Origin of the sequence: Bradyrhizobium lablabi (assembly GCF_001440475.1) — a bacterium.
GTDB classification, from domain to species: Bacteria; Pseudomonadota; Alphaproteobacteria; order Rhizobiales; family Xanthobacteraceae; genus Bradyrhizobium; species Bradyrhizobium lablabi.
The window spans coordinates 152961-171887 of sequence record NZ_LLYB01000094.1 but is presented as its reverse complement, the minus strand read 5'-3'; the positions used below and the strand labels follow the sequence as shown (position 1 = coordinate 171887).

Here is an 18927-nt window from a genome sequence, read left to right as displayed (position 1 = left end):
CTCACTACTTTCGCTTGTTGCTGGACGGTGCAAAGCGTGCAGTGAGAAGCTGCACCCGTCGCTCCAATACCGTCGTGGTGGGCTCGTCGGTAAGAAGTCCATCAAGGGCGAGCAGGAAAACCTCGGCAGCTGCATCATCGCCGCCAAGGATCCTCGCCACGCATTGGCGCGCGACCTGCCGGTGAAGCGCCTCAATCTCCGGGTCCAGGCGCTCACAAACGTCGAAGAACTCACCCGCCATGGGTGCCCCGACCATATCTGCATAGGGCTCGATGACCATGAGCCGGCACACATCAAGAAGGCGATCGCCCGGTGTGCCGGCAGCGGCCGCGGCCGCCTTCGCCGCGGGGTGACGCGACACCAGCCAGTCTGCAAAGACTGCAGTGAAGATGTCCTCCTTATCCTTGAACGTCCGATAAAGGAGCGTGCGCGAGATGCTCGCGCGTTTGGCGATGTCGTCGAGAGAGGTTTTCGAGAAACCGAAATTAAGGAAGCACCAGCGCGCGGCCGTCAGGATTTTCAGCCGTCGCGCCTCCGCCTCTTCCTGAGTCAGCTTATTCGTCATGAAAACGTCTTTGACAAAAAATGATTATAATGTCAATATGCCACAGAAGCGAAGGGGACCCCTAAACGGCGTGGCTCAGGTGAGTCATGACCGGCGAGATTTTCGGAAGGGCGTCGGGACGGTCGTGGGCGCAGCCAAACCTTCGAAAATTGGAGGTTCGGCGATGGCTCGACCGTTGCTTTCCGCCACATCGACGTCGAATAAGCTCGACGTCGTCACTAACGTGTTCACAGGGATTGCTCGGCCGCGGCATTTCTGGGTCTTGCCACGAGGAAGTCCGCCGCAAACGCCCAGCTAAGCGAAGGAATGCTTGCGTAGTCGGATGAGCCCGGTTGCCCTAAGCGATTTTGTGGATCGGCGCTGAGGGTTAGATGAGACTGGCGACTTGGATGTTCAGCGCGGCTATCCGCCCGCGATCACTGCGCGCCCCTGAGCGTGCAGGCGGTCGAACAGGTCGTCACCACGCCGCGCTCGCAGGTGATGCACACCGCGACACACTGCTTCAGGTCCTTGGGATTGTACTGGCTGTAGAGCTTCCGCGCGCAATTGTCGATCGAGCCCGTCACCTCGGCACTGGTGCCGGTCTCGGGCGTGCACGCGGCCAAGGCCGCGGCCGACAGGATGATGGCAATGATGACGCGCATATCGGTCGCTCCAACCGGAGCCGTCGCGCGGACAAGGCGGCGACGGCCACGGGCCCTCGCAGGAATTCACCCTTCAGGATGGCGCGATTGAATTAATCGAGTGTTACTGAGAACTGGAGTTCCCGTGGGTAGTTATGCCGGCCGGCTGGGGCAGATGGATGTGCGCTGCAGCGGGAGCCGCAGCGCACTGGTTGCGCCGTTAGCGCACCAGGATGTTCCTGAACTGCCAGGGATCGCTCGTGTCGATGTCTTCCGGGAACAGGCCGGGACGGTCGGTCAGCGGCGTCCAGTCAGTGTAGTAGCCCTTCACCGGGCCCAGATACGGCATCTGGATTTCCAGCAGACGATCGAAATCCATTTCGTCGGCTTCGACGATGCCTTCGTTCGGGTTTTCCAGCGCCCACACCATGCCGCCGAGCACGGCGGAGGTCACCTGCAGGCCGGTGGCGTTCTGATAGGGCGCGAGTTTGCGGGTCTCTTCGATGGAGAGCTGCGAGCCATACCAGTAGGCATTGTTGTCATGGCCGAACAGCAGCACGCCGAGTTCGTCGATGCCATCGACGATTTCATTCTCATCGAGGATGTGGTGCTTTTCCTGCATCTTCGCGGCACGGCCGAACATTTCATGCAGCGACAGCACGGCATCGTCAGCCGGATGATAGGCATAGTGGCAAGTCGGCCGATAGATCACCTTGCCCGATGCGTCGCGCGCCGTGAAGTAATCGGCGATCGAGATCGACTCGTTGTGGGTGACGAGGAAGCCATACTGCGCGCCGCGGGTCGGGCACCAGGTGCGCACGCGCGTGTTGGCGCCGGGCTGCATCAGATAGATGGCGGCGCCGCAGCCGGCTTCGTGGGTACGCGCATTCTCAGGCATCCATTTTTCATGGGTGCCCCAACCGAGTTCGGACGGCTGCACGCCTTCCGACAGGAAACCTTCCACCGACCAGGTGTTGACGAAGACATCAGGCTCTTTCGGCGACTTGGAGCGCTGGGTGTCGCGTTCGGCGATGTGGATGCCCTTGATGCCGGCCTGCCGCATCAGGTCCGCCCATTCGGCCTTGGTCTTCGGCTTGGGGGCATTGAGCTTCAGGTCGGCGGCGACATTGAGCAGCGCCTGCTTGACGAAAAAGGAGACCATGCCGGGATTGGCGCCACAGCAGGAGACGGCCGTCGTCGAGCCCTTAGGCCGCGCCCTCTTGGCGGCCAACGTCACTTCGCGAAGGGCGTAGTTGGAGCGCGCTTCCGGGCCCTTCGACGAATCGAAATAGAAGCCAAGCCAGGGCTCGTTGACGGTGTCGATATAAAGTGCGCCGAGTTCGTTGCAGAGCTCCATGATGTCGGTGGAGCCGGTATCGACCGAGAGGTTGACGCAAAAGCCCTGGCCGCCGCCTTCGGTGAGCAGCGGGGTCAGCAATTCGCGATAATTGTCTTTTGTCACACCCTTCTGGATGAAGCGGACATTGTGCTTCTCGCAATGCGCCTTGCGGCCCTCGTCCTTGGGATCGATCACGGTGACGCGCGACTTGTCGTAATCGAGATGCCGCTCGATCAGCGGCAACGTGCCTTTGCCGATGGAGCCGAAGCCGACCATGACGATGGGACCGGTGATCTTCGCGTAGATCTGCGAGGCGGGGCTCATGGGATGGTTTCTCCGGAACGTGCTGGTAGACAAATGGTGAGGGGTGGATCAGGCGGTGCGGCGCTTCGCGGTGACTTCGATCTCGATCTTCATCTCGGGCTTGTAGAGCCCCGCGACGACGAGCAGCGTTGCGGCCGGGCGGATGTCACCGAGGACCTCGCCGCACACGGCGAAGTGGGCATCCGCGTCCTTGGGGTCGGTGATGTAATAGGTCGCGCGGACGATGTCGGCCATCGCGAAGCCGCCTTCCTTCAGCGCGGCTTCGATGGTCTTGAAGCAGTTCCGTGACTGGCTCGTGACATCCGCCGGCATCGTCATGGTGGTGTAATCGTAGCCGGTGGTGCCGGCGACGAAGGCGAAATCGCCGTCGATGACAGCGCGGCTGTAGCCCGCGGTCTTCTCGAAGGGGGAGCCGGTGGAAATCAGGCGGCGGGGCATCGGAACCTCGATCTTGGGAACGGTCCGGGGCGGGATCGGCGCGGTTTAAGGGCTTTTCCCCGGTGCGCGCAACCCCTCGCGGGGCTAGCGGGACGGCTGGGTGACGCCGGAGGCGGGCGGCGTGGGTCCGCCCCAGCGGCGCACCAGGATGTCCCTGACGATCATGACCGTGATCATGACCAGCAGGGCCGTGGTGACGGCGCTGCGCCAGCGCGGACGCGCATCTCGGGGAAAGCTTGCGGCCATGGCCTTCAGGCCACGCGCGGCATCAGCAGGGCCTTCGCCTTCCGGCCGCGGACTGCCTTCGTTTTCGGCAGCGGCGCGCCGGTCGCGGTGATCATCCCCCAGGCGCCGTCGAGCGCGCCGTCGCAAAACTCCAGGCCGAGCAGCCGCTCGCGCTCGAACGCGCCCGGCAGCGACAATTCGCCGGTCCTGGCGGCCGAGAAGCCGAAGCGGGCGTAATAGGGCGCATCGCCCAGCAGGATTACCGCGCGATGGCCACGCGCCTTCGCCGCCGCGAGCGCGTGGTCCATCAGCGCAGCCCCGAGCCCGAGCTGGCGGGAGGAAGCCTCGACCGCCAGCGGGCCGAGCATGAGCGCCGGGATGCCCCCGGCGCTGACGTGCCACAACCGAACGGTCCCGACCAGCCGGCCCTCGCGCACGGCCGATAGGCTGAGGCCTTCGGCGGGCGCACGTCCGTCGCGCAGGCGCTGGCAGGAGCGCATATGGCGGTTGTCGCCAAAGCAGGCATCCAGCAGCGCTTCACGCGCAACGACGTCCGAGGCTCGCTCCGCACGGATCGCGAACGGAGCGGTCTTCGGGGTGAGGGCGATCTTGGTCTTCCGCAAAGCAGTCATGGCACGTCAGTCCCCGCTCGCAACGGCAGGCTGCCGCGCAAAGCGTTGTCTTCAAAATCGCAAATGACGGGGAGGGAGCCGGCGCACCGGCTCCCGTTATTCAAGCCTCAAACGAGGCAGCTCAGATGTGGTAGGTCCGCAGCGGCGGGATGCCGTTGAACGCCACCGACGAGTAGGTCGACGTATAGGCCCCGGTGCCTTCGATCAGCAGCTTGTCGCCGATCTCGAGCGTCACCGGAAGCGGATACGGCAGCTTCTCGTACAGCACGTCGGCGCTATCGCAGGTCGGACCTGCGAGCACGCACGGCGTCATGTCCGCGCCGTCATGCGGCGTGCGGATGGCGTAACGGATCGACTCGTCCATCGTCTCGGCGAGACCGCCGAACTTGCCGATGTCGAGATACACCCAGCGCACCTCGTCCTCGTCGCTCTTCCTGGAGATCAGGACGACTTCGGTCTCGATGATGCCTGCATTTCCGACCATGCCGCGGCCCGGCTCGATGATGGTCTCCGGGATCTGGTTGCCGAAATGCTTGCGCAGCGCACGGAAGATCGACCGGCCGTACTGCACGACCGGAGGAACGTCCTTGAGGTACCTGGTCGGGAAGCCGCCGCCCATGTTGACCATGGACAGGCTGATCCCGCGCTCCGCGCAGTCCCGGAACACCGTCGAGGCCATCGCCAGCGCGCGGTCCCACGCCTTCACCTTGCGCTGCTGCGAGCCGACATGGAACGAGATGCCGCACGGCTCCAGGCCCAGACGCTTGGCGAGGTCGAGCACCTCGACCGCCATCTCCGGGTCGCAGCCGAACTTGCGCGACAGCGGCCACTCGGCGCCGGCGCAGTCATAGAGGATGCGGCAGAACACCTTGGCGCCGGGGGCGGCGCGGGCGATCTTTTCCACTTCGGCGGCGCAGTCGACCGCGAACAGGCGAATGCCGAGCGCGAAGGCGCGCGCGATGTCGCGCTCCTTCTTGATCGTATTGCCATAGGAGATGCGGTCCGGCGTCGCACCGGCGGCCAGCGCCATTTCGATTTCGGCGACGGTCGCGGTGTCGAAGCACGAGCCCAGCGAGGCCAGCAGCGACAGCACTTCGGGCGCAGGGTTCGCCTTCACCGCGTAGAACACGCGGCTGTCCGGCAGCGCCTTCGCAAAGGTCTGGTAGTTGTCGCGCACGACTTCGAGGTCGACGACGAGACACGGCTCGGTGTCGAGGCCCTCGCTGCGGCGGTTGCGCAGGAATTCCTGAATACGTTCGGTCATGGCACTCTCCCAAACGGCCCAGCGACGGGCGCGTTCAAACAGTTCTCGGACCTGAGCGCTTGGCCTTGCCGCACGATGGAGACGCGACAAAGCCTCGAACTCGAGCACCGAATTGTGCTGCCGTGGATTGGTTGGGAGATTTCCCGCCCGCTCACCTGGCAATGAAGGACAAGCCTTTTCAGTAGCCCGCGCCGGCGTTGGAATGCCGGTAGAGACCAAAAAAGCCCGATCCGTCGTTGCTTTAAGTCGCGTCCCCCGTTGAGAGCGGAGTACGCCGGTTCGCCTCCGGCTGCCAGTCACGGTTGCAAGGAGTGGTGAGACCTTCAACGGCATCCCTGGAGAGAGATGCTGGCCGCTTGTTAGACGACCCTCGGTTCTTCCATCCCTTGGCGGCTGTCCGGCCTCTTGTCCGGATACCTACCGACTGACACACGACCACAGGCACGTGCGAAATTGGGCAAGTTGGGAAATAAGTCTTTTGACTCTGCTTCGCAACAATTTTTTTAGGCTGGGGACAAATTTCGCGCGCGTGTGATTACGAAAGCGTTCGCGATGCGCGCCGCTGACGACAAATCTGAATGGACGTTAAGATTTCTCAAAGAGGCGTTGAGCGCTTTAACGCCTGTGCCGCAGCACTTTCTTGAACGCGCGTCAGCCGCGCCTGAAGAACGGCTCGATGCGTTGCGCGCCGCGGATGAACGCCACCATGATCAGCACGCCGAGGCCGAACAGCACGGCCTGCAGGATGTGCGCCGAGGTGTCGTTGAGGCCGAACAGGATCGCGAGCGCCCAGCCGCCGGCAAACGCCGCGCCGAACACTTCGGCGCCGATCAGGATCGCCGCCGAGATGACGGTGATGACGCTCGGCCAGTAGACCTGACGGGAGGATGTGGAAGCGGGCTGTGGGCTCATGGAAAAAGGTCCTGTTCAGGGGGCGCAATCTCTCCGAAAAGGCCCCATCTATCAAGCGTAAAAGGCCCAAAAACGCCGCATCGCGTGATATAGATTGCCGCATCTTCTGGAGCGTTTTCGAGCGAAATCGGTACCGGTTTACGTCAAGAAAACGAGGCAAAAACGGGAATTGTGATGTCAGAAACCCCGCAGACGGCGACCCCCTCGGAAGCTGGCGAAAACCCGCTGCTCCGGCCGTGGCAGACGCCGTTCGAGACGCCGCCCTTTGCCGAAATCGAGCCGGAGCACTTCCTGCCGGCCTTCGAACAGGCCTTTGCCGACCATGCCGCCGAGATCGCGGCGATCACCCATGATCCGTCGGCGCCGGACTTCGCCAACACCATCACGGCGCTGGAGCGCTCGGGCAGGCTGCTCTCCAAGGTCGCGGCCGTGTTCTACGACCTGGTCTCGGCGCACTCCAATCCGGCGATCCTGGAGATCGACAAGGAAGTCTCCTTGCGGATGGCGCGGCACTGGAACCCGATCATGATGAACGCGGTGCTGTTCGGCCGCATCGCGATGCTGCACGAGAACCGCGCCACGCTCGGCCTGACCGGTGAGCAGAACCGGCTCCTGGAGCGCACCTACACTAATTTCTATCGCGCCGGCGCCGGCCTCGACGAGGCTGCCAAGAAGCGCCGGGCCGAGATCAACGAGCGGCTGGCCCAGCTCGGCACCTCCTTCAGCCACCATCTGCTCGGCGACGAGCAGGACTGGTTCATGGAGCTCGGCGAGGACGACCGCGCCGGCCTTCCCGAGGCCTTCGTCGCGGCGGCCAAGGCGGCGGCCGAAGAGCGGGACATGGCGGGCAAGGCAATCGTGACGCTGTCGCGCTCCTCGGTCGAGCCGTTCCTGAAGAGCTCCTCCCGCCGCGACCTGCGCGAGAAGGTCTACAAGGCTTTCACCGCCCGCGGCGACAACGGCAACGCCAACGACAACAACGACACCATCGTGGAGATCCTGGAGCTCCGCGAGGAGGCCGCCAAGATCATGGGCTTTCCGACCTACGCCGCCTACCGGCTGGAGGATTCCATGGCCAAGACGCCGGACGCCGTCCGCGGCCTGCTGGAACGGGTCTGGAAGCCGGCCCGGGAGCGTGCGCTCGCCGACCGCGACGCGCTGCAGGCGCTGATCGCGGAGGAGGGCGGCAACTTCACGCTGGCGCCGTGGGACTGGCGCTACTACGCCGAAATCCTGCGGCAGCGGAAAGCCGATTTCGACGACGCCGCCATCAAGCCCTACCTGGTGCTCGACCACATGATTGAGGCCGCCTTCGACTGCGCCACCCGCCTGTTCGGGATCACCTTTGCCGAGCGCAAGGACATCCCGGTCTGGCATCCGGACGTCCGGGTCTGGGAGGTCAAGGGTCCTGACGGCCAGCACAAGGCGCTGTTCTATGGCGACTACTTCGCCCGGCCCTCCAAGCGCTCCGGCGCCTGGATGACCTCGCTGCGCGACCAGCAGAAGCTCGACGGTGAGATTGCGCCCTTGATCATCAACGTCTGCAATTTCTCGAAGGGCTCGGACGGCCAGCCGTCGCTGCTGTCGCCGGACGACGCGCGCACCCTGTTCCACGAGTTCGGCCACGGCCTGCACGGCATGCTGTCCAACGTGACCTATCCCTCGCTGTCGGGGACTTCAGTGTTCACCGATTTCGTCGAGCTGCCCTCGCAGCTCTACGAGCACTGGCAGGAGCAGCCGCAGGTGCTGCGGCAGTTCGCAAAACACTATCAGAGCGGCGAGCCGTTGCCGGACGACCTGCTGCAGCGTTTCCTCGCCGCGCGAAAGTTCAACCAGGGCTTTGCCACCGTGGAGTTCGTTTCCTCGGCGCTGATCGACCTCGAATTCCACACCCAGCCGGCCGCGGCCAGCCGCGACGTCGCGGCCTTCGAGAAGGCGGAACTGGAGAAGATCGGCATGCCCGCGGAAATCGCGCTGCGGCACCGGCCCACGCAGTTCGGCCATATCTTCTCCGGCGATCACTATGCGTCCGGCTATTACAGCTACATGTGGTCGGAGGTGATGGATGCCGACGCGTTCGGCGCCTTCGAGGAGGTCGGCGACATCTTCGATCCCGCCACCGCCAAGCGGCTGCACGACGACATCTATTCGTCGGGCGGCTCGCGTAACCCCGAGGAGGCCTATGTCGCCTTCCGCGGCCGCGAACCGGAGGCGGATGCGCTGTTGCGCCGCCGCGGCCTGCTCGAAGCAACGCCGGCGGCCTGAGATGCGTGCGGTCATGCAGCGATTGCTCGGTTTCGTCCTCCTGATCACGGCGCTCGGCACGGTCGCGGCCGAGGCCCATCCCCATGTCTGGATCACCGCCAAAAGCGAGGTGGTCTACGCGCCCGACGGCTCGATGACGGGCGTGCGCCACGCCTGGACCTTTGACGACATGTTCTCGACCTATGCGCTGCAGGGCATCGAGACCAAGACCAAGGGCGTCTACACCCGCGAGGAACTGGCGCCGCTGGCGCAGACCAATGTCGAGTCGCTGAAGGATTTCGCCTACTTCACCTTCGCCAAGGCCGACGGCAAGAAGGAGAAGTTCAATGAGCCCACCGACTACTACCTCGAATACAAGGACAGCGCGCTGACGCTGCATTTCGTGCTGCCGCTGAAGGCGCCGGTGACATCGAAGCAGCTGGCGCTGGAGGTGTTCGATCCCTCCTATTTCATCGACTTCAAGTTCGACGACAAGGATCCGATCAAACTGGTCGGCGCGCCGGCCGCCTGCCAGATGAAATTCCAGCGGCCGAATGACGAAACCGCGAACACCCAGCGGCTGAACGAGCAGAATTTTATGAACGGCGACAATTCCAACTATGGCGCGATGTTCGCCAACAAGATCACGGTGAACTGCCCGTGAAGCCGTCGCCTGCAAGGCTAGCACAGGGCATGGCGATCACGGCTGCGGCGCTCGCGGCCGTGATGGTTTTCGACGCCGCCTGGCACGCGCTGATGGCGCAGAACCCGTTCGGCGCGCCGCGGCCTGCCGCCGAGCCGCAGGTTGGCGGCGTGATCGGATGGATTCTGGCCAAGCAGTCCGAATTCTATCGCGAGATGTCGCAGACCATCCGCGCGGCGAAATCGGACGGCAGCGCGGTCTGGACGCTGCTCGGGATCTCGTTTGCCTATGGGATCTTCCACGCCGCCGGGCCCGGCCACGGCAAGGCGGTGATCTCGTCCTATCTCGTCGCCAACGAGGAAACGGCGCGGCGCGGCATCGTGCTGTCCTTCGCCTCGGCGTTCCTGCAGGCGCTGGTGGCGGTGGCGATCGTCGCCGTGTTCGCCTGGCTGCTCTCCTCCACCGCCAAGACGATGTGCTCTGCGGAGAAGGCGATCGAGATCGTCAGCTACGGCCTGATCGCGGCCTTCGGCGCCCGGCTGGTCTGGACCAAGGGCGGCGGTTTCATGCGCGCGCTGCAGGCGAAGCCGGTGCCGCCGATGGCGGTGGCCACGGCCGGTCATCATCACGATCACGGTCACGGGCACGCGCATCACCATCATGATCACGACCATGGACATGACCACGATCACGGCCATGGCCATGTTCATGACGAGCATTGCGGCCATTCGCACGGGCCGACCCCGGATCAGCTCGCCGGCCCTGGCGGCTGGCGGCGCGGCCTGGGGACGATCTTTGCGGTGGGCATGCGGCCCTGCTCGGGCGCCATCCTGGTGCTGGTGTTCTCGCTGGCGCAGGGCCTGTTCCTGGCCGGCATCGCCGCCACCTTCGTGATGGGCCTCGGCACCGCCATCACGGTTGCCACCATCGCCATCATTGCCGTCTCGGCCAAGGGCCTCGCCCGCCGACTCAGCGCCGGCCGCGAGGGCGGCGGCGCGCTGATCATGCGCGGCATCGAGTTCGGCGCCGCCGGCCTCGTGCTCCTGTTCGGCCTCGGTCTGCTGTTCGGCTACCTCGCCGCCGAACGCGCGACGTGTCTGTGACGTCAACCTGTCGCCCGGATGAGCGCAGCGATATCCGCGACCTTTCCCCGCATATCGCTGCGCTCATGCGGACTACGAACTGCTCGAGTATATGCATAGTAACATTGGCGAAACACTGGGGGCGTCACCTTGCAGTTGATGAGATGGATGAGGGACAGGTTTCGATCCTCTCTTCAGGAAAGCGCCGGATCACCAACATCGGGTCAGTTGGATCATTTCAGATTTGAAGCGCTAGTATCTTTGGAGGAAATGGGAAAATTCATCCAAATGGAGCTTCCGCTCGGCACCGATCGCGATACGATGCGGCGTACATTTGTAGATGCGGGGCGAGCGACCCTCAAAATACATCCCACCCAGGAAGGCGTTGAAAAATACATCTACGACATAAACCTGTGCGAGTACTACATCTGGCGGTGGAATATATCTGCTGACTACGATGTCACAGGACGATTACTGCAGGCTTATGTAAACGCATTCCCCGTATTTCCTGCTGGGAAGCCTCCGCGCGATCCTCGTAAAGGCAGTTCTCCCGATCGGAGCGCCGCGATTTTTGAGGTGCATCGACCGCGACCAGAGGCCCGAAAAGGTGAAAGCTCGTTGGCATTCCTGATGCTTACAAGCGATCCGAGTTTCAAAACGATCGATGATCAATTATTCTATGGAGGTAGTCCGACGCGAGCTGACCCTCTCAATTTGGGAACGCTAACAATCGCGGAGGGCGAGCCTTGGCGCTCAATATTTGACTCCGATGATGCAGCCTTTATTGCCCGCTACCCCGGAGACTGGACGGCTGTAGACAGGGAAATTGAAAGGCGCACTAAGAATGGTGACGGCCCTCAATTTGCGGGCTCGTCTTCTGCTCTTCAGATGCTAATCGCGGGAAACCCTGCGCTCCAGCATGCTTTGAATAATCGCGACAATTCCTAACGTCACCGATTGATGGTTAGGAGACCCGACTTGGTCTCGGGGCTGCGGACCAAAGCGGGGTTCTGCCAACGTCTATGGATTTTGAGAGTACTGCCATGTCACGCGATCAATTCTGGTTCTTTCACCCGTTCCGGGTGCGCTATTCCGAAATCGACGGCCAGGGCGTCGTCTTCAACGCACATTACCTGACTTATTTCGACACCACCATCACCGAGTATTTCCGCGCGCTCGGCTATGACCAATATGCCGATGCCAAGAAGAGCGGCGTCGATTTCCACGTCGTGAAATCCGTCATCGAATACAAGGCGCCGGTCCGTTTCGACTGGGAGCTCGACGTCGGCGCGCGCGTGGCGCGGATCGGCAATTCCAGTCTCACCTTCGAACTCGCGATCTTCCTCAAAGGCGGCGGCGACGCGCTGGTGACCGGCGAAATCGTCTGGGTCAACACTGATCAGAACACGCATCGCCCGGTCCCGATATCGAAGGAGATACGGGATTTGATTGCGACGCGGGAGCGACATTTGGTGGCGTGAGATTTGCGTTGCGAGAGCGTGACTATCTCCACCGTCATTGCGAACAAAGCAATCCATCCATCCATCCGCGCACGTGGTGACAATGGATTGCTTCGCTTTGCTCGCAATGACGCGGACGGGCCACGGCGCAGATGTCGTAATGCTATCGACCGTCGTGCGCGGTCAGCGCAGCAGCGCACCGCGATGCATCAGAACAACTATAACCTCGGCGAGCGGCTCAGGCTGTCTGTCGAAGAGAATTTATGCCTGAAGAACAGATCAAGCTTCACGGGTTCGCCGGTATCTCGCCAGAACAGTCTTTGACCGAGGCTGGCCGCCACCGCGAGGCGATGGTGGCCGCCGACGAGAGTATGGTCATCCGTTGCTTTGGCGATGACCTCGCCGGCTTCGTCAACGATGGTTTTCATGCGCCGCCTCCAATGCAACGCGCCGGTCGGCACAGCCGGGATGGTACGCAAGCTATCTAACCTCGTGCCGGCTCGGGCGTTCCAACCCAGGAAGATCACGGCGTCTGTGTTCGACATGCGCCACCTCGCGCAATGTCGTTGTGTACGATGTGGTGCATAATCTGGCCTGTTCTGACACGCGCTCCATGACCCCTTGCAAGGGTTCCTTCACCTTGATCAAGGGAACACCCGAACTGGCTATAGCCGGGGCTCGCTTCACGTTTAAGAATCCGACCGCTGCTGCTGGGGGCCAAACGGAGATATCCGATGGGTGTGGCAGGCTTGCGTTTCGCGCATGTGAAGAGAACTCTCCGCGTCCGGGCGGTCCTTGTCGGGCTGCTGGAAGAGTTACCGTTTATCTGTCCGGTGGTGGTCGCAATCGGCTCGCTGGTCATGATCGTCATCGAGCTCTGCAAGGATTTGCCGCAGTGAGGCGGCCCGACCACCAAGGCGCCCGCTCGATCATCTACGGAATTGTCTCGATGTGAGCCGTGCCAGCCGTAGCCGGTCGTAGGGTGGGCAAAGGCGCTTAAGCGCCGTGCCCACCATTCCATCGGCGAGCACGCTTCCTGATGGTGGGCACGCTTCCGCCTTCGCTCTTTGAGCTACGGCGGACGAGTCGCTTTGCCCACCCTGCGGATTGCGATCTGATTGGCCTCGCATGCAAGCGCAATCTCGATGCGCCGCGGTGACAAGAAAACGCAACAAGCAAATCACTTCTGATTTTCCGAAATCGTGTCAAGCCCGTGAATCGAAAATATTCCGCTTAACACGTGACCCAAATCAGTCGCATAACTCCGCCGGTCTCACCNATGAGGGGCGTTGGCCATCGTCACGAACGCGCGGTGAGATGCGATGGACGCGGATGGCGCGAGACGTGCGCGCCGGAAGCGTACGGTGAAGGCGTGTGGTCCTGGCGTCGCGGTGCTGGCGTTAAGCTCTTAAGAAGCGAAGCTTCTCAGGGGCGACGGAGGCAAAAGAGCCGTTCTCCGGGGAGAGCTCGTTATAAGCCGTAAAACCATTGCGCAGGGAAGGCCGGAGTGTTTCCGCTGAACCTGTATGCTCGTGTGCGCATTTCTTATGCACACNTGCACACGAGACCGCGGGTGCAGCGCGCACCCGGTCTTCCCTGCGCCCTCTGATTCTAGAGGGACAAGCGAAGATGCAAACCTCGGGCGATCAGCGCCGCGAGAACGCGAAACTATATCCACGTCATTGCGAGCGTAGCGAAGCAATTCATCTATCCTCAAGCCAAGCTATGGATTGGTTCGCTTCGCTCGCAATGACGGCGGAGAGAGCGCAGCACGATCAGCCGCCGGACCTTACGCCGGCAAATACCCCTTGATCGCCGGCAGAAAGAAAATCGCGATGTTGATCGCAAATCCGAGGCTCCAGAGGATCGAGCGCAGCGTCGGACGGTCGCCGAGATAGGTGAAGACGTAGGCGATCCGCACGATCACGAAGAGAATGGCAAGTTCGTCGATCAGGCGCTGCGGCCCCAGCCGGAATTCCGCCAGCAGCACGGCGATGGCAAAGAACGGAAAGGCCTCGATGCCGTTTTGATGGGCCCCGAGCGCGCGGGCGCGGATCGGGTCCTGGTAGAACGCGGGATCGCGCGGCTTGGCATTGTCGAAACGTGCGGAGGCGGCCCATTTGACCGAGGCGATCGTCAGCAGATAGAGCAGCAGCGTCCCAAAAACGCACCATTCGGCGATCGTCATGGTTCCTCTCCCCGCGCGCACTCTATCGCGCGCACGCCCCGCGGCAATCTGGGAAGCGTACCGAACCGGCGGTTGTCTTGACAAGGATGGTGCAACGCGCGAAGGCATCGAGATCATGACCGTGGTCATCCCCTTTGGCAATGCGAAGCAGGCATCGGCATCCCCGCCGCAACGCATCGGCGTGCTGCTGGTCAATCTCGGCACGCCCGATACCGCCGATGCCCAGGGGGTGCGGGTCTATCTCAAGGAATTTCTGTCCGATCCGCGCGTGATCGAGGACCAGGGCCTGGTTTGGAAGCTGATCCTCAACGGCATCATTTTGCGCGTGCGCCCTGCTCGCAAGGCGCGCGACTACCGGAAGATCTGGAACGCCGAGAGAGACGAATCCCCGCTGAAAACGATCACCCGCTCGCAGGCCGAAAAGCTCGCCGAAGCGATCTCGGACCGCGAGCACGTCGTGATCGACTGGGCGATGCGCTACGGCAACCCGTCGATCCGCGCGCGCATCGAGGCGCTGGCGGCTCAGGGGTGCGATCGCCTGCTCGTGGTGCCGCTCTATCCGCAATATTCCGCGGCGACCTCGGCGACCGTGTGCGACGAGGTGTTTCGCGCGCTCGCCGCCATGCGCGCGCAGCCGACGCTGCGGGTGAGCCCGCCTTATTATGACGATCCCGATTACATCGAGGCGCTCGCCGTCTCTATGTCAGAGCATCTGGCGAGCCTGCCGTTTCAACCCGAGCTGATCGTGGCGTCGTTTCACGGCATGCCGCAGAAATATGTCGACAAGGGCGACCCCTATCAGGCGCAGTGCGTCGCAACAACGGAAGCGTTGCGCAAGCGCATGGGGCTTGATGCCTCCAAACTGCTGCTTACATTTCAATCGCGCTTCGGCAACGACGAGTGGCTGCAGCCCTATACGGACAAGACCATCGAAAAACTTGCGAAAGATGGTGTGAAGCGCATTGCCGTCGTGACTCCCGGCTTCTCCGCCGATTGCCTGGAGACGCTGGAGGAGATCGCGGAGGAAAACGCCGAGATTTTCAAGCACAACGGCGGCGAGCAATTTTCCGCGATTCCCTGCCTCAATGACAGCGAGCCCGGCATGGACGTCATCCGCCAGCTTGTTTTGCGCGAATTGCAGGGGTGGATTTAGTTCGCCGAAAAATTTCCCATAGCTTGCCGTCGTTCGGCCACTGAGAACATCTGGTGGCCGGCAAAATGTTCCCCAGCTATATAGCGGTAACTTGAGAACAGCCGGCCTGAACCGGCGCCGCGGCTTTGCTGACAAAATGAGAGACCGCGTCCGGCAACGCTCACCTTGCCGTATCTGGAGGACTTTATGACTGGCTTCGATATTTTCGCGATCGCCTTTGTTCTGCTTGTCATTGTTACGCTATTCGCAGGGGTCAAGACGGTGCCGCAGGGCTATGACTGGACCATCGAGCGGTTCGGCAAATATACCCGCACGCTGTCGCCAGGGTTGAACATCATCGTGCCTTATTTCGATCGCGTCGGCCGCAAGATGAACATGATGGAGCAGGTGATCAACATTCCCGAGCAGGAGGTGATCACCAAGGACAACGCCACCGTGACGGTCGACGGCGTCGCCTTCTTCCAGGTGTTCGACGCGGCGAAGGCCAGCTACGAAGTCGCCAATCTCGAACAGGCGATCATCGTGCTGACCATGACCAACATCCGCTCGGTGATGGGCTCGATGGACCTCGACCAGGTGCTGTCGCATCGCGACGAGATCAATGAGCGGCTGCTGCGGGTGGTCGATGCCGCGGTTTCGCCGTGGGGGCTGAAGGTCAACCGCATCGAGATCAAGGACATCGTGCCGCCAGCCGATCTGGTCGAAGCGATGGGCCGGCAGATGAAGGCCGAGCGCGTCAAGCGCGCCGACATCCTGCAGGCGGAAGGCCAGCGCCAGTCCGAAATCCTGCGCGCGGAAGGCGCCAAGCAGGGGCAGATTTTGCAGGCCGAAGGCCGCCGCGAAGCCGCCTTCCGCGACGCCGAGGCGCGCGAACGTCTGGCGGAAGCCGAGGCCAAGGCGACGCAGATGGTCTCCGAATCGATCGCCAAGGGCGATATTGCCGCGCTGAACTATTTTATCGCCGACAAATACATCAAGGCGTTCGGACAGTTCGCGGAATCGCCGAACCAGAAGATCCTGATGATCCCGGTGGAAGCGACCAGCGTGCTGTCCTCGCTGGCCGGCATCGGCGAGATCGCCAAGGCGGCATTCGGCGAGAGCGCGGCGTCGGCGACAGCGGCCGCGCGGCGGACGTCGTCGGTGCCGAGCGCCGGCCCGACGCCGCCGCCGATCACGCCGCAGCAGTGAGGTTAGGTTGTAAGATCACAATGTTTTATTAGAGGTTCGTGTCATGGCCGAGATGTTTTCGACGTTAGGCACCTGGAATTGGCTGATCTTCGGCTTCCTCCTGATGGCGCTGGAATTGCTGGCGCCGGGTGTCTTCATGTTCTGGCTCGGGCTCGCGGCGCTCCTGGTCGGGCTGGTGTCGTTTGCGATCAATCCCTCCTGGCAGACGCAACTCCTGATGTTCGCGATATTCGCCATCGCCGCCGTGCCGGCGTGGCGATATTTTGCGCGCAGCGCCGGAAGCAGCAACTTGAACAGCCCGTTCCTCAACAGGCGGACCGAGGCGCTGATCGGCCGCGAATTCACGCTGGAAAAGCCGATCGTCGACGGGTCAGGCACGGTGCGGATCGACGACACGATCTGGCGTGTCGCCGGCCCTGACGCGCCCGCCGGCAGCAGGGTGAAGGTGGTGCGGGCTGACGGAGCAAGTTTGACGGTGGCGGTGGCCTAGACTGGTGCGCTCCCTCGCCCCGCTCTTCGCGGGGAGAGGGGTGGGGTGAGGGGCTCTATCCGCGAAAGTTGGTGCGAGTTGATGGACCTGTAACCCCGATCAACTCCGCCGGCTCCACCGCTCGGCGAAGTGATGCAGTGGCAGGAAGCTTTCCATCAGCTCCCTGCCGAGCGGCGTCAGGTGATAGCCGTCGCCGTCCAGAAGCTCGACGAGGCCGGCCTCGCGCAGCTCCGACAGGCGGGCCTGCACCACCGTCGGCGAGGCGTCGTCGCAGGCGGTGCGGAGCGCGCGCGAGGTCAGGGGGCCGTTGCGCAGCTCCCAGGCGATCCGCAAGGTCCAGCGGCGGCCGAGCAGGTCGAGCAGGGCCATGATCGGGCGCCCGGTCCTGGAGCCGCGAACGGCGCGTTGTTTCGTCCTGGCGGCCGGTTTCGACATCGGACCCCTCTTGTTTACCGCTACAAATAATGTAGCGTAGTGCTACGTTATTTGTAGCACAGGAGTTGGCCTTGTCCCAGACCATGCCGCGCATCGCGCCGCTCGAGCCGCCTTATGCACCGGAGATTCAGAGCCAGTTCGACCGCATCATGCGCGGCGCGCCGCCGCTGACGCTGTTCCGCGTCATCGCCGGCAACGCCCGCGCCTGGGAGAAATTCCGCGCCGGCAGTCTGCTCGACCGCGGTCCGTTGTCATTACGCGAGCGCGAGATCGTCATCGACCGCACCTGCGCGCGCAACGGTTGCGAATACGAATGGGGCGTGCACGTCACGACGTTCGCGGAAGCCGCGCGGCTAACGGAAGCGCAGGTCCGCGCCACCGTGCTCGGCGATGCCGATGCTGGCTGTTGGTCGGCGGCAGAACAGGCGCTGATCGCCGCGGTCGACGCGCTGCACGAGCGGGCGACGCTCGATGACGCGGAGTTCGCTGCGCTGTCGGCGCACTACGACGATGCAAAGATATTCGAGATCATCCTGCTGTGCGGATTCTACCGCACGGTGTCGTATCTCGCGAACGGATTGGCGCTGCCGCTGGAGGAGAAGGCGGCGAGATTCCCGAAGTGACGGAGCCGTAGCAACCATTAAGCGCCGAGGGGTCTTTCGGTCCACGGCGTTCCCCGTTGGACGACGATATTGGCATAGATAAGAAGCTTTCGGGCGCATGCGACCAGGGCTGCGTTGTGGGCCTTTCCAGCCGCGGTCAGCCGTGCATACAGCGCGACAAGGGCTTTATTCCAGCGGAAGGCCGCCGGCAGGGCAGCCGCAAACAATGAGCGGCGCAGGCGAGCTCGACCGCCGGCGATGCGACGTTGGCCTTTTTTCTGGCCGCTGTCGTTGTCGAAGGGAGCCAGTCCTGCGAGGGCTGCGGCTTCCTCGCGGCTGACGCAGCCGAGTTCAGGCATACGGATCAGAAGCGCAAGGGCGGTGCGTTCGCCGATGCCGGGAATGCTGAGTACCAGATCAAGGCGGGTAGCGAGATCGGGGTGAGAGCGCAATTGTTTGGCAAGGTGACGGATCTGGGCGAGCCGTCGCGCCTTCAAGCGGGCAATGTCACCAAGCACCAGGCGTCGCAACTTGGGCTCATCGATGTGCTCAAGCCGGGTTTTGCAACGCCTGATGTCTTCCTCGATCTGCTCGAGGAAGGTGAGATGTTCTGCCAGTTCTGCCAGGCGCTGATCAGGTTGGATCCTCACCTGATCGAGCGCCGCGGCACAGGCCGCGATCAAGACCGCATCCAGCACATCGTTCTTGGCACGGCGCAGATGCATGCGGCCGAACGCCCTGACTTGGATCGGCTGCAGCACCAGCACGACAAGGCCTGCCGCGCGCAGATATTCCACCACACCGCGTTCATAGCCGCCCGTCGCCTCGATCCCGACCCGATTGACGTGGGCCTTGGTCAGACTGGCTGCCAGAGCGCGCCAGCCGGGCAAAGCGTTGGCGACCTGCCAGCGTTCGGTTCGACCGTGGAGCGCGATGTCGAGCTTGGCTTTGGACGTATCGATTCCCGCCGTCATCATGCTAGTCTGCGTCATCTTCCTCGACCCCGCCTTGTGAAGCGAACCTGATTGTTCCGGCAACCATCCGGGTCCGATGAAGGTGCTGACGCGATCACGCTACGGGGCAGCCACAAACTGCTCTGGGTGGGCTCGATCCGATCGCC

At 62.8% G+C, this 18927-nt stretch carries 21 protein-coding genes; 10 read left to right on the top strand and 11 right to left on the bottom strand.

Annotated elements, in window-relative coordinates:
* Positions 1 to 4 precede the first annotated feature (4 nt).
* The 7 genes from CQ14_RS27875 to CQ14_RS27845 all read right to left on the bottom strand — a co-directional run bounded on the left by CQ14_RS27875 (position 5) and on the right by CQ14_RS27845 (position 6322).
* Entirely contained in the window at positions 5 to 565 is a 561-nt protein-coding gene (locus CQ14_RS27875; protein WP_199805627.1) for a TetR/AcrR family transcriptional regulator, read from the bottom strand.
* A 416-nt stretch (positions 566 to 981) separates the two neighbouring features.
* Positions 982 to 1209: a hypothetical protein gene (locus tag CQ14_RS27870; protein WP_057861017.1), complete on the bottom strand. Its 228-nt coding sequence runs from the start codon at positions 1207 to 1209 to the stop codon at positions 982 to 984.
* Positions 1210 to 1408: 199 nt separating this feature from the next.
* Positions 1409 to 2851 carry a homospermidine synthase gene (locus CQ14_RS27865; RefSeq protein WP_057861016.1) on the bottom strand — a complete coding sequence of 481 codons (1443 nt, stop codon included), beginning with the start codon at positions 2849 to 2851 and terminating at the stop codon, positions 1409 to 1411.
* 48 nt (positions 2852 to 2899) lie between these two features.
* Positions 2900 to 3289, bottom strand: coding sequence for a RidA family protein (locus CQ14_RS27860; RefSeq protein ID WP_057861015.1), 390 nt, complete (start codon positions 3287 to 3289; stop codon positions 2900 to 2902).
* 251 nt (positions 3290 to 3540) lie between these two features.
* A complete protein-coding gene (locus tag CQ14_RS27855; protein ID WP_057861014.1) occupies positions 3541 to 4146 on the bottom strand; it encodes a GNAT family N-acetyltransferase in 606 nt (201 codons plus the stop codon).
* A 121-nt stretch (positions 4147 to 4267) separates the two neighbouring features.
* Positions 4268 to 5410, bottom strand: coding sequence for a type III PLP-dependent enzyme (locus CQ14_RS27850; protein WP_057861013.1), 1143 nt, complete (start codon positions 5408 to 5410; stop codon positions 4268 to 4270).
* Between the two features lie 651 nt (positions 5411 to 6061).
* On the bottom strand, positions 6062 to 6322 hold the full coding sequence (locus CQ14_RS27845) for a hypothetical protein (protein ID WP_057861012.1): 261 nt from the start codon (positions 6320 to 6322) through the stop codon (positions 6062 to 6064).
* A 174-nt stretch (positions 6323 to 6496) separates the two neighbouring features.
* On the opposite strand from CQ14_RS27845, the gene CQ14_RS27840 reads away from it, so the two are divergent.
* The 5 genes from CQ14_RS27840 (at position 6497) to CQ14_RS27825 (ending at position 11772) form a co-directional block, all read left to right on the top strand.
* Positions 6497 to 8587 (top strand): M3 family metallopeptidase, encoded by a 2091-nt coding sequence (locus tag CQ14_RS27840; protein WP_057861011.1) that lies wholly within the window; start codon positions 6497 to 6499, stop codon positions 8585 to 8587.
* 13 nt (positions 8588 to 8600) lie between these two features.
* Positions 8601 to 9230, top strand: a complete 630-nt coding sequence (locus CQ14_RS27835) for a DUF1007 family protein (RefSeq protein WP_156435511.1) — start codon at positions 8601 to 8603, stop codon at positions 9228 to 9230.
* A 29-nt stretch (positions 9231 to 9259) separates the two neighbouring features.
* The gene (locus tag CQ14_RS27830; RefSeq protein ID WP_199805626.1) at positions 9260 to 10312 is read left to right on the top strand and encodes a nickel/cobalt transporter; all 1053 of its coding nucleotides are present in this window, start codon (positions 9260 to 9262) and stop codon (positions 10310 to 10312) included.
* 249 nt (positions 10313 to 10561) lie between these two features.
* Complete coding sequence (locus CQ14_RS43940) at positions 10562 to 11239, top strand: hypothetical protein (protein WP_156435497.1); 678 nt, start codon at positions 10562 to 10564, stop codon at positions 11237 to 11239.
* 95 nt (positions 11240 to 11334) lie between these two features.
* Complete coding sequence (locus CQ14_RS27825; RefSeq protein WP_057861058.1) at positions 11335 to 11772, top strand: acyl-CoA thioesterase; 438 nt, start codon at positions 11335 to 11337, stop codon at positions 11770 to 11772.
* Between the two features lie 197 nt (positions 11773 to 11969).
* On the opposite strand, the gene CQ14_RS42590 is transcribed toward CQ14_RS27825, so the two are convergent.
* Positions 11970 to 12179 (bottom strand): hypothetical protein, encoded by a 210-nt coding sequence (locus CQ14_RS42590; protein WP_082650058.1) that lies wholly within the window; start codon positions 12177 to 12179, stop codon positions 11970 to 11972.
* A 306-nt stretch (positions 12180 to 12485) separates the two neighbouring features.
* On the opposite strand from CQ14_RS42590, the gene CQ14_RS44830 reads away from it, so the two are divergent.
* Positions 12486 to 12650, top strand: a complete 165-nt coding sequence (locus CQ14_RS44830) for a hypothetical protein (protein WP_199805625.1) — start codon at positions 12486 to 12488, stop codon at positions 12648 to 12650.
* Positions 12651 to 13540: 890 nt separating this feature from the next.
* On the opposite strand, the gene CQ14_RS27815 is transcribed toward CQ14_RS44830, so the two are convergent.
* A complete protein-coding gene (locus tag CQ14_RS27815; RefSeq protein ID WP_057861007.1) occupies positions 13541 to 13939 on the bottom strand; it encodes an MAPEG family protein in 399 nt (132 codons plus the stop codon).
* A 115-nt stretch (positions 13940 to 14054) separates the two neighbouring features.
* Here CQ14_RS27815 and hemH point away from each other — a divergent pair, with 115 nt between their 5' ends.
* From hemH to CQ14_RS27800, 3 genes are all read left to right on the top strand, one after another.
* The gene (gene hemH / locus CQ14_RS27810) at positions 14055 to 15092 is read left to right on the top strand and encodes a ferrochelatase (RefSeq protein WP_057861057.1); all 1038 of its coding nucleotides are present in this window, start codon (positions 14055 to 14057) and stop codon (positions 15090 to 15092) included.
* A gap of 186 nt (positions 15093 to 15278) precedes the next feature.
* Complete coding sequence (locus CQ14_RS27805) at positions 15279 to 16280, top strand: SPFH domain-containing protein (protein WP_057861006.1); 1002 nt, start codon at positions 15279 to 15281, stop codon at positions 16278 to 16280.
* A 43-nt stretch (positions 16281 to 16323) separates the two neighbouring features.
* On the top strand, positions 16324 to 16770 hold the full coding sequence (locus tag CQ14_RS27800; RefSeq protein WP_057861005.1) for an NfeD family protein: 447 nt from the start codon (positions 16324 to 16326) through the stop codon (positions 16768 to 16770).
* A gap of 99 nt (positions 16771 to 16869) precedes the next feature.
* On the opposite strand, the gene CQ14_RS27795 is transcribed toward CQ14_RS27800, so the two are convergent.
* A complete protein-coding gene (locus tag CQ14_RS27795; RefSeq protein WP_057861004.1) occupies positions 16870 to 17205 on the bottom strand; it encodes a winged helix-turn-helix transcriptional regulator in 336 nt (111 codons plus the stop codon).
* A gap of 71 nt (positions 17206 to 17276) precedes the next feature.
* On the opposite strand from CQ14_RS27795, the gene CQ14_RS27790 reads away from it, so the two are divergent.
* Positions 17277 to 17828: a carboxymuconolactone decarboxylase family protein gene (locus CQ14_RS27790; protein WP_156435495.1), complete on the top strand. Its 552-nt coding sequence runs from the start codon at positions 17277 to 17279 to the stop codon at positions 17826 to 17828.
* A 17-nt stretch (positions 17829 to 17845) separates the two neighbouring features.
* Here CQ14_RS27790 and CQ14_RS27785 read toward each other — a convergent pair whose 3' ends face one another.
* Positions 17846 to 18784, bottom strand: a complete 939-nt coding sequence (locus CQ14_RS27785) for an IS110 family RNA-guided transposase (protein ID WP_245320553.1) — start codon at positions 18782 to 18784, stop codon at positions 17846 to 17848.
* Between the last annotated feature and the right edge of the window lie 143 nt (positions 18785 to 18927).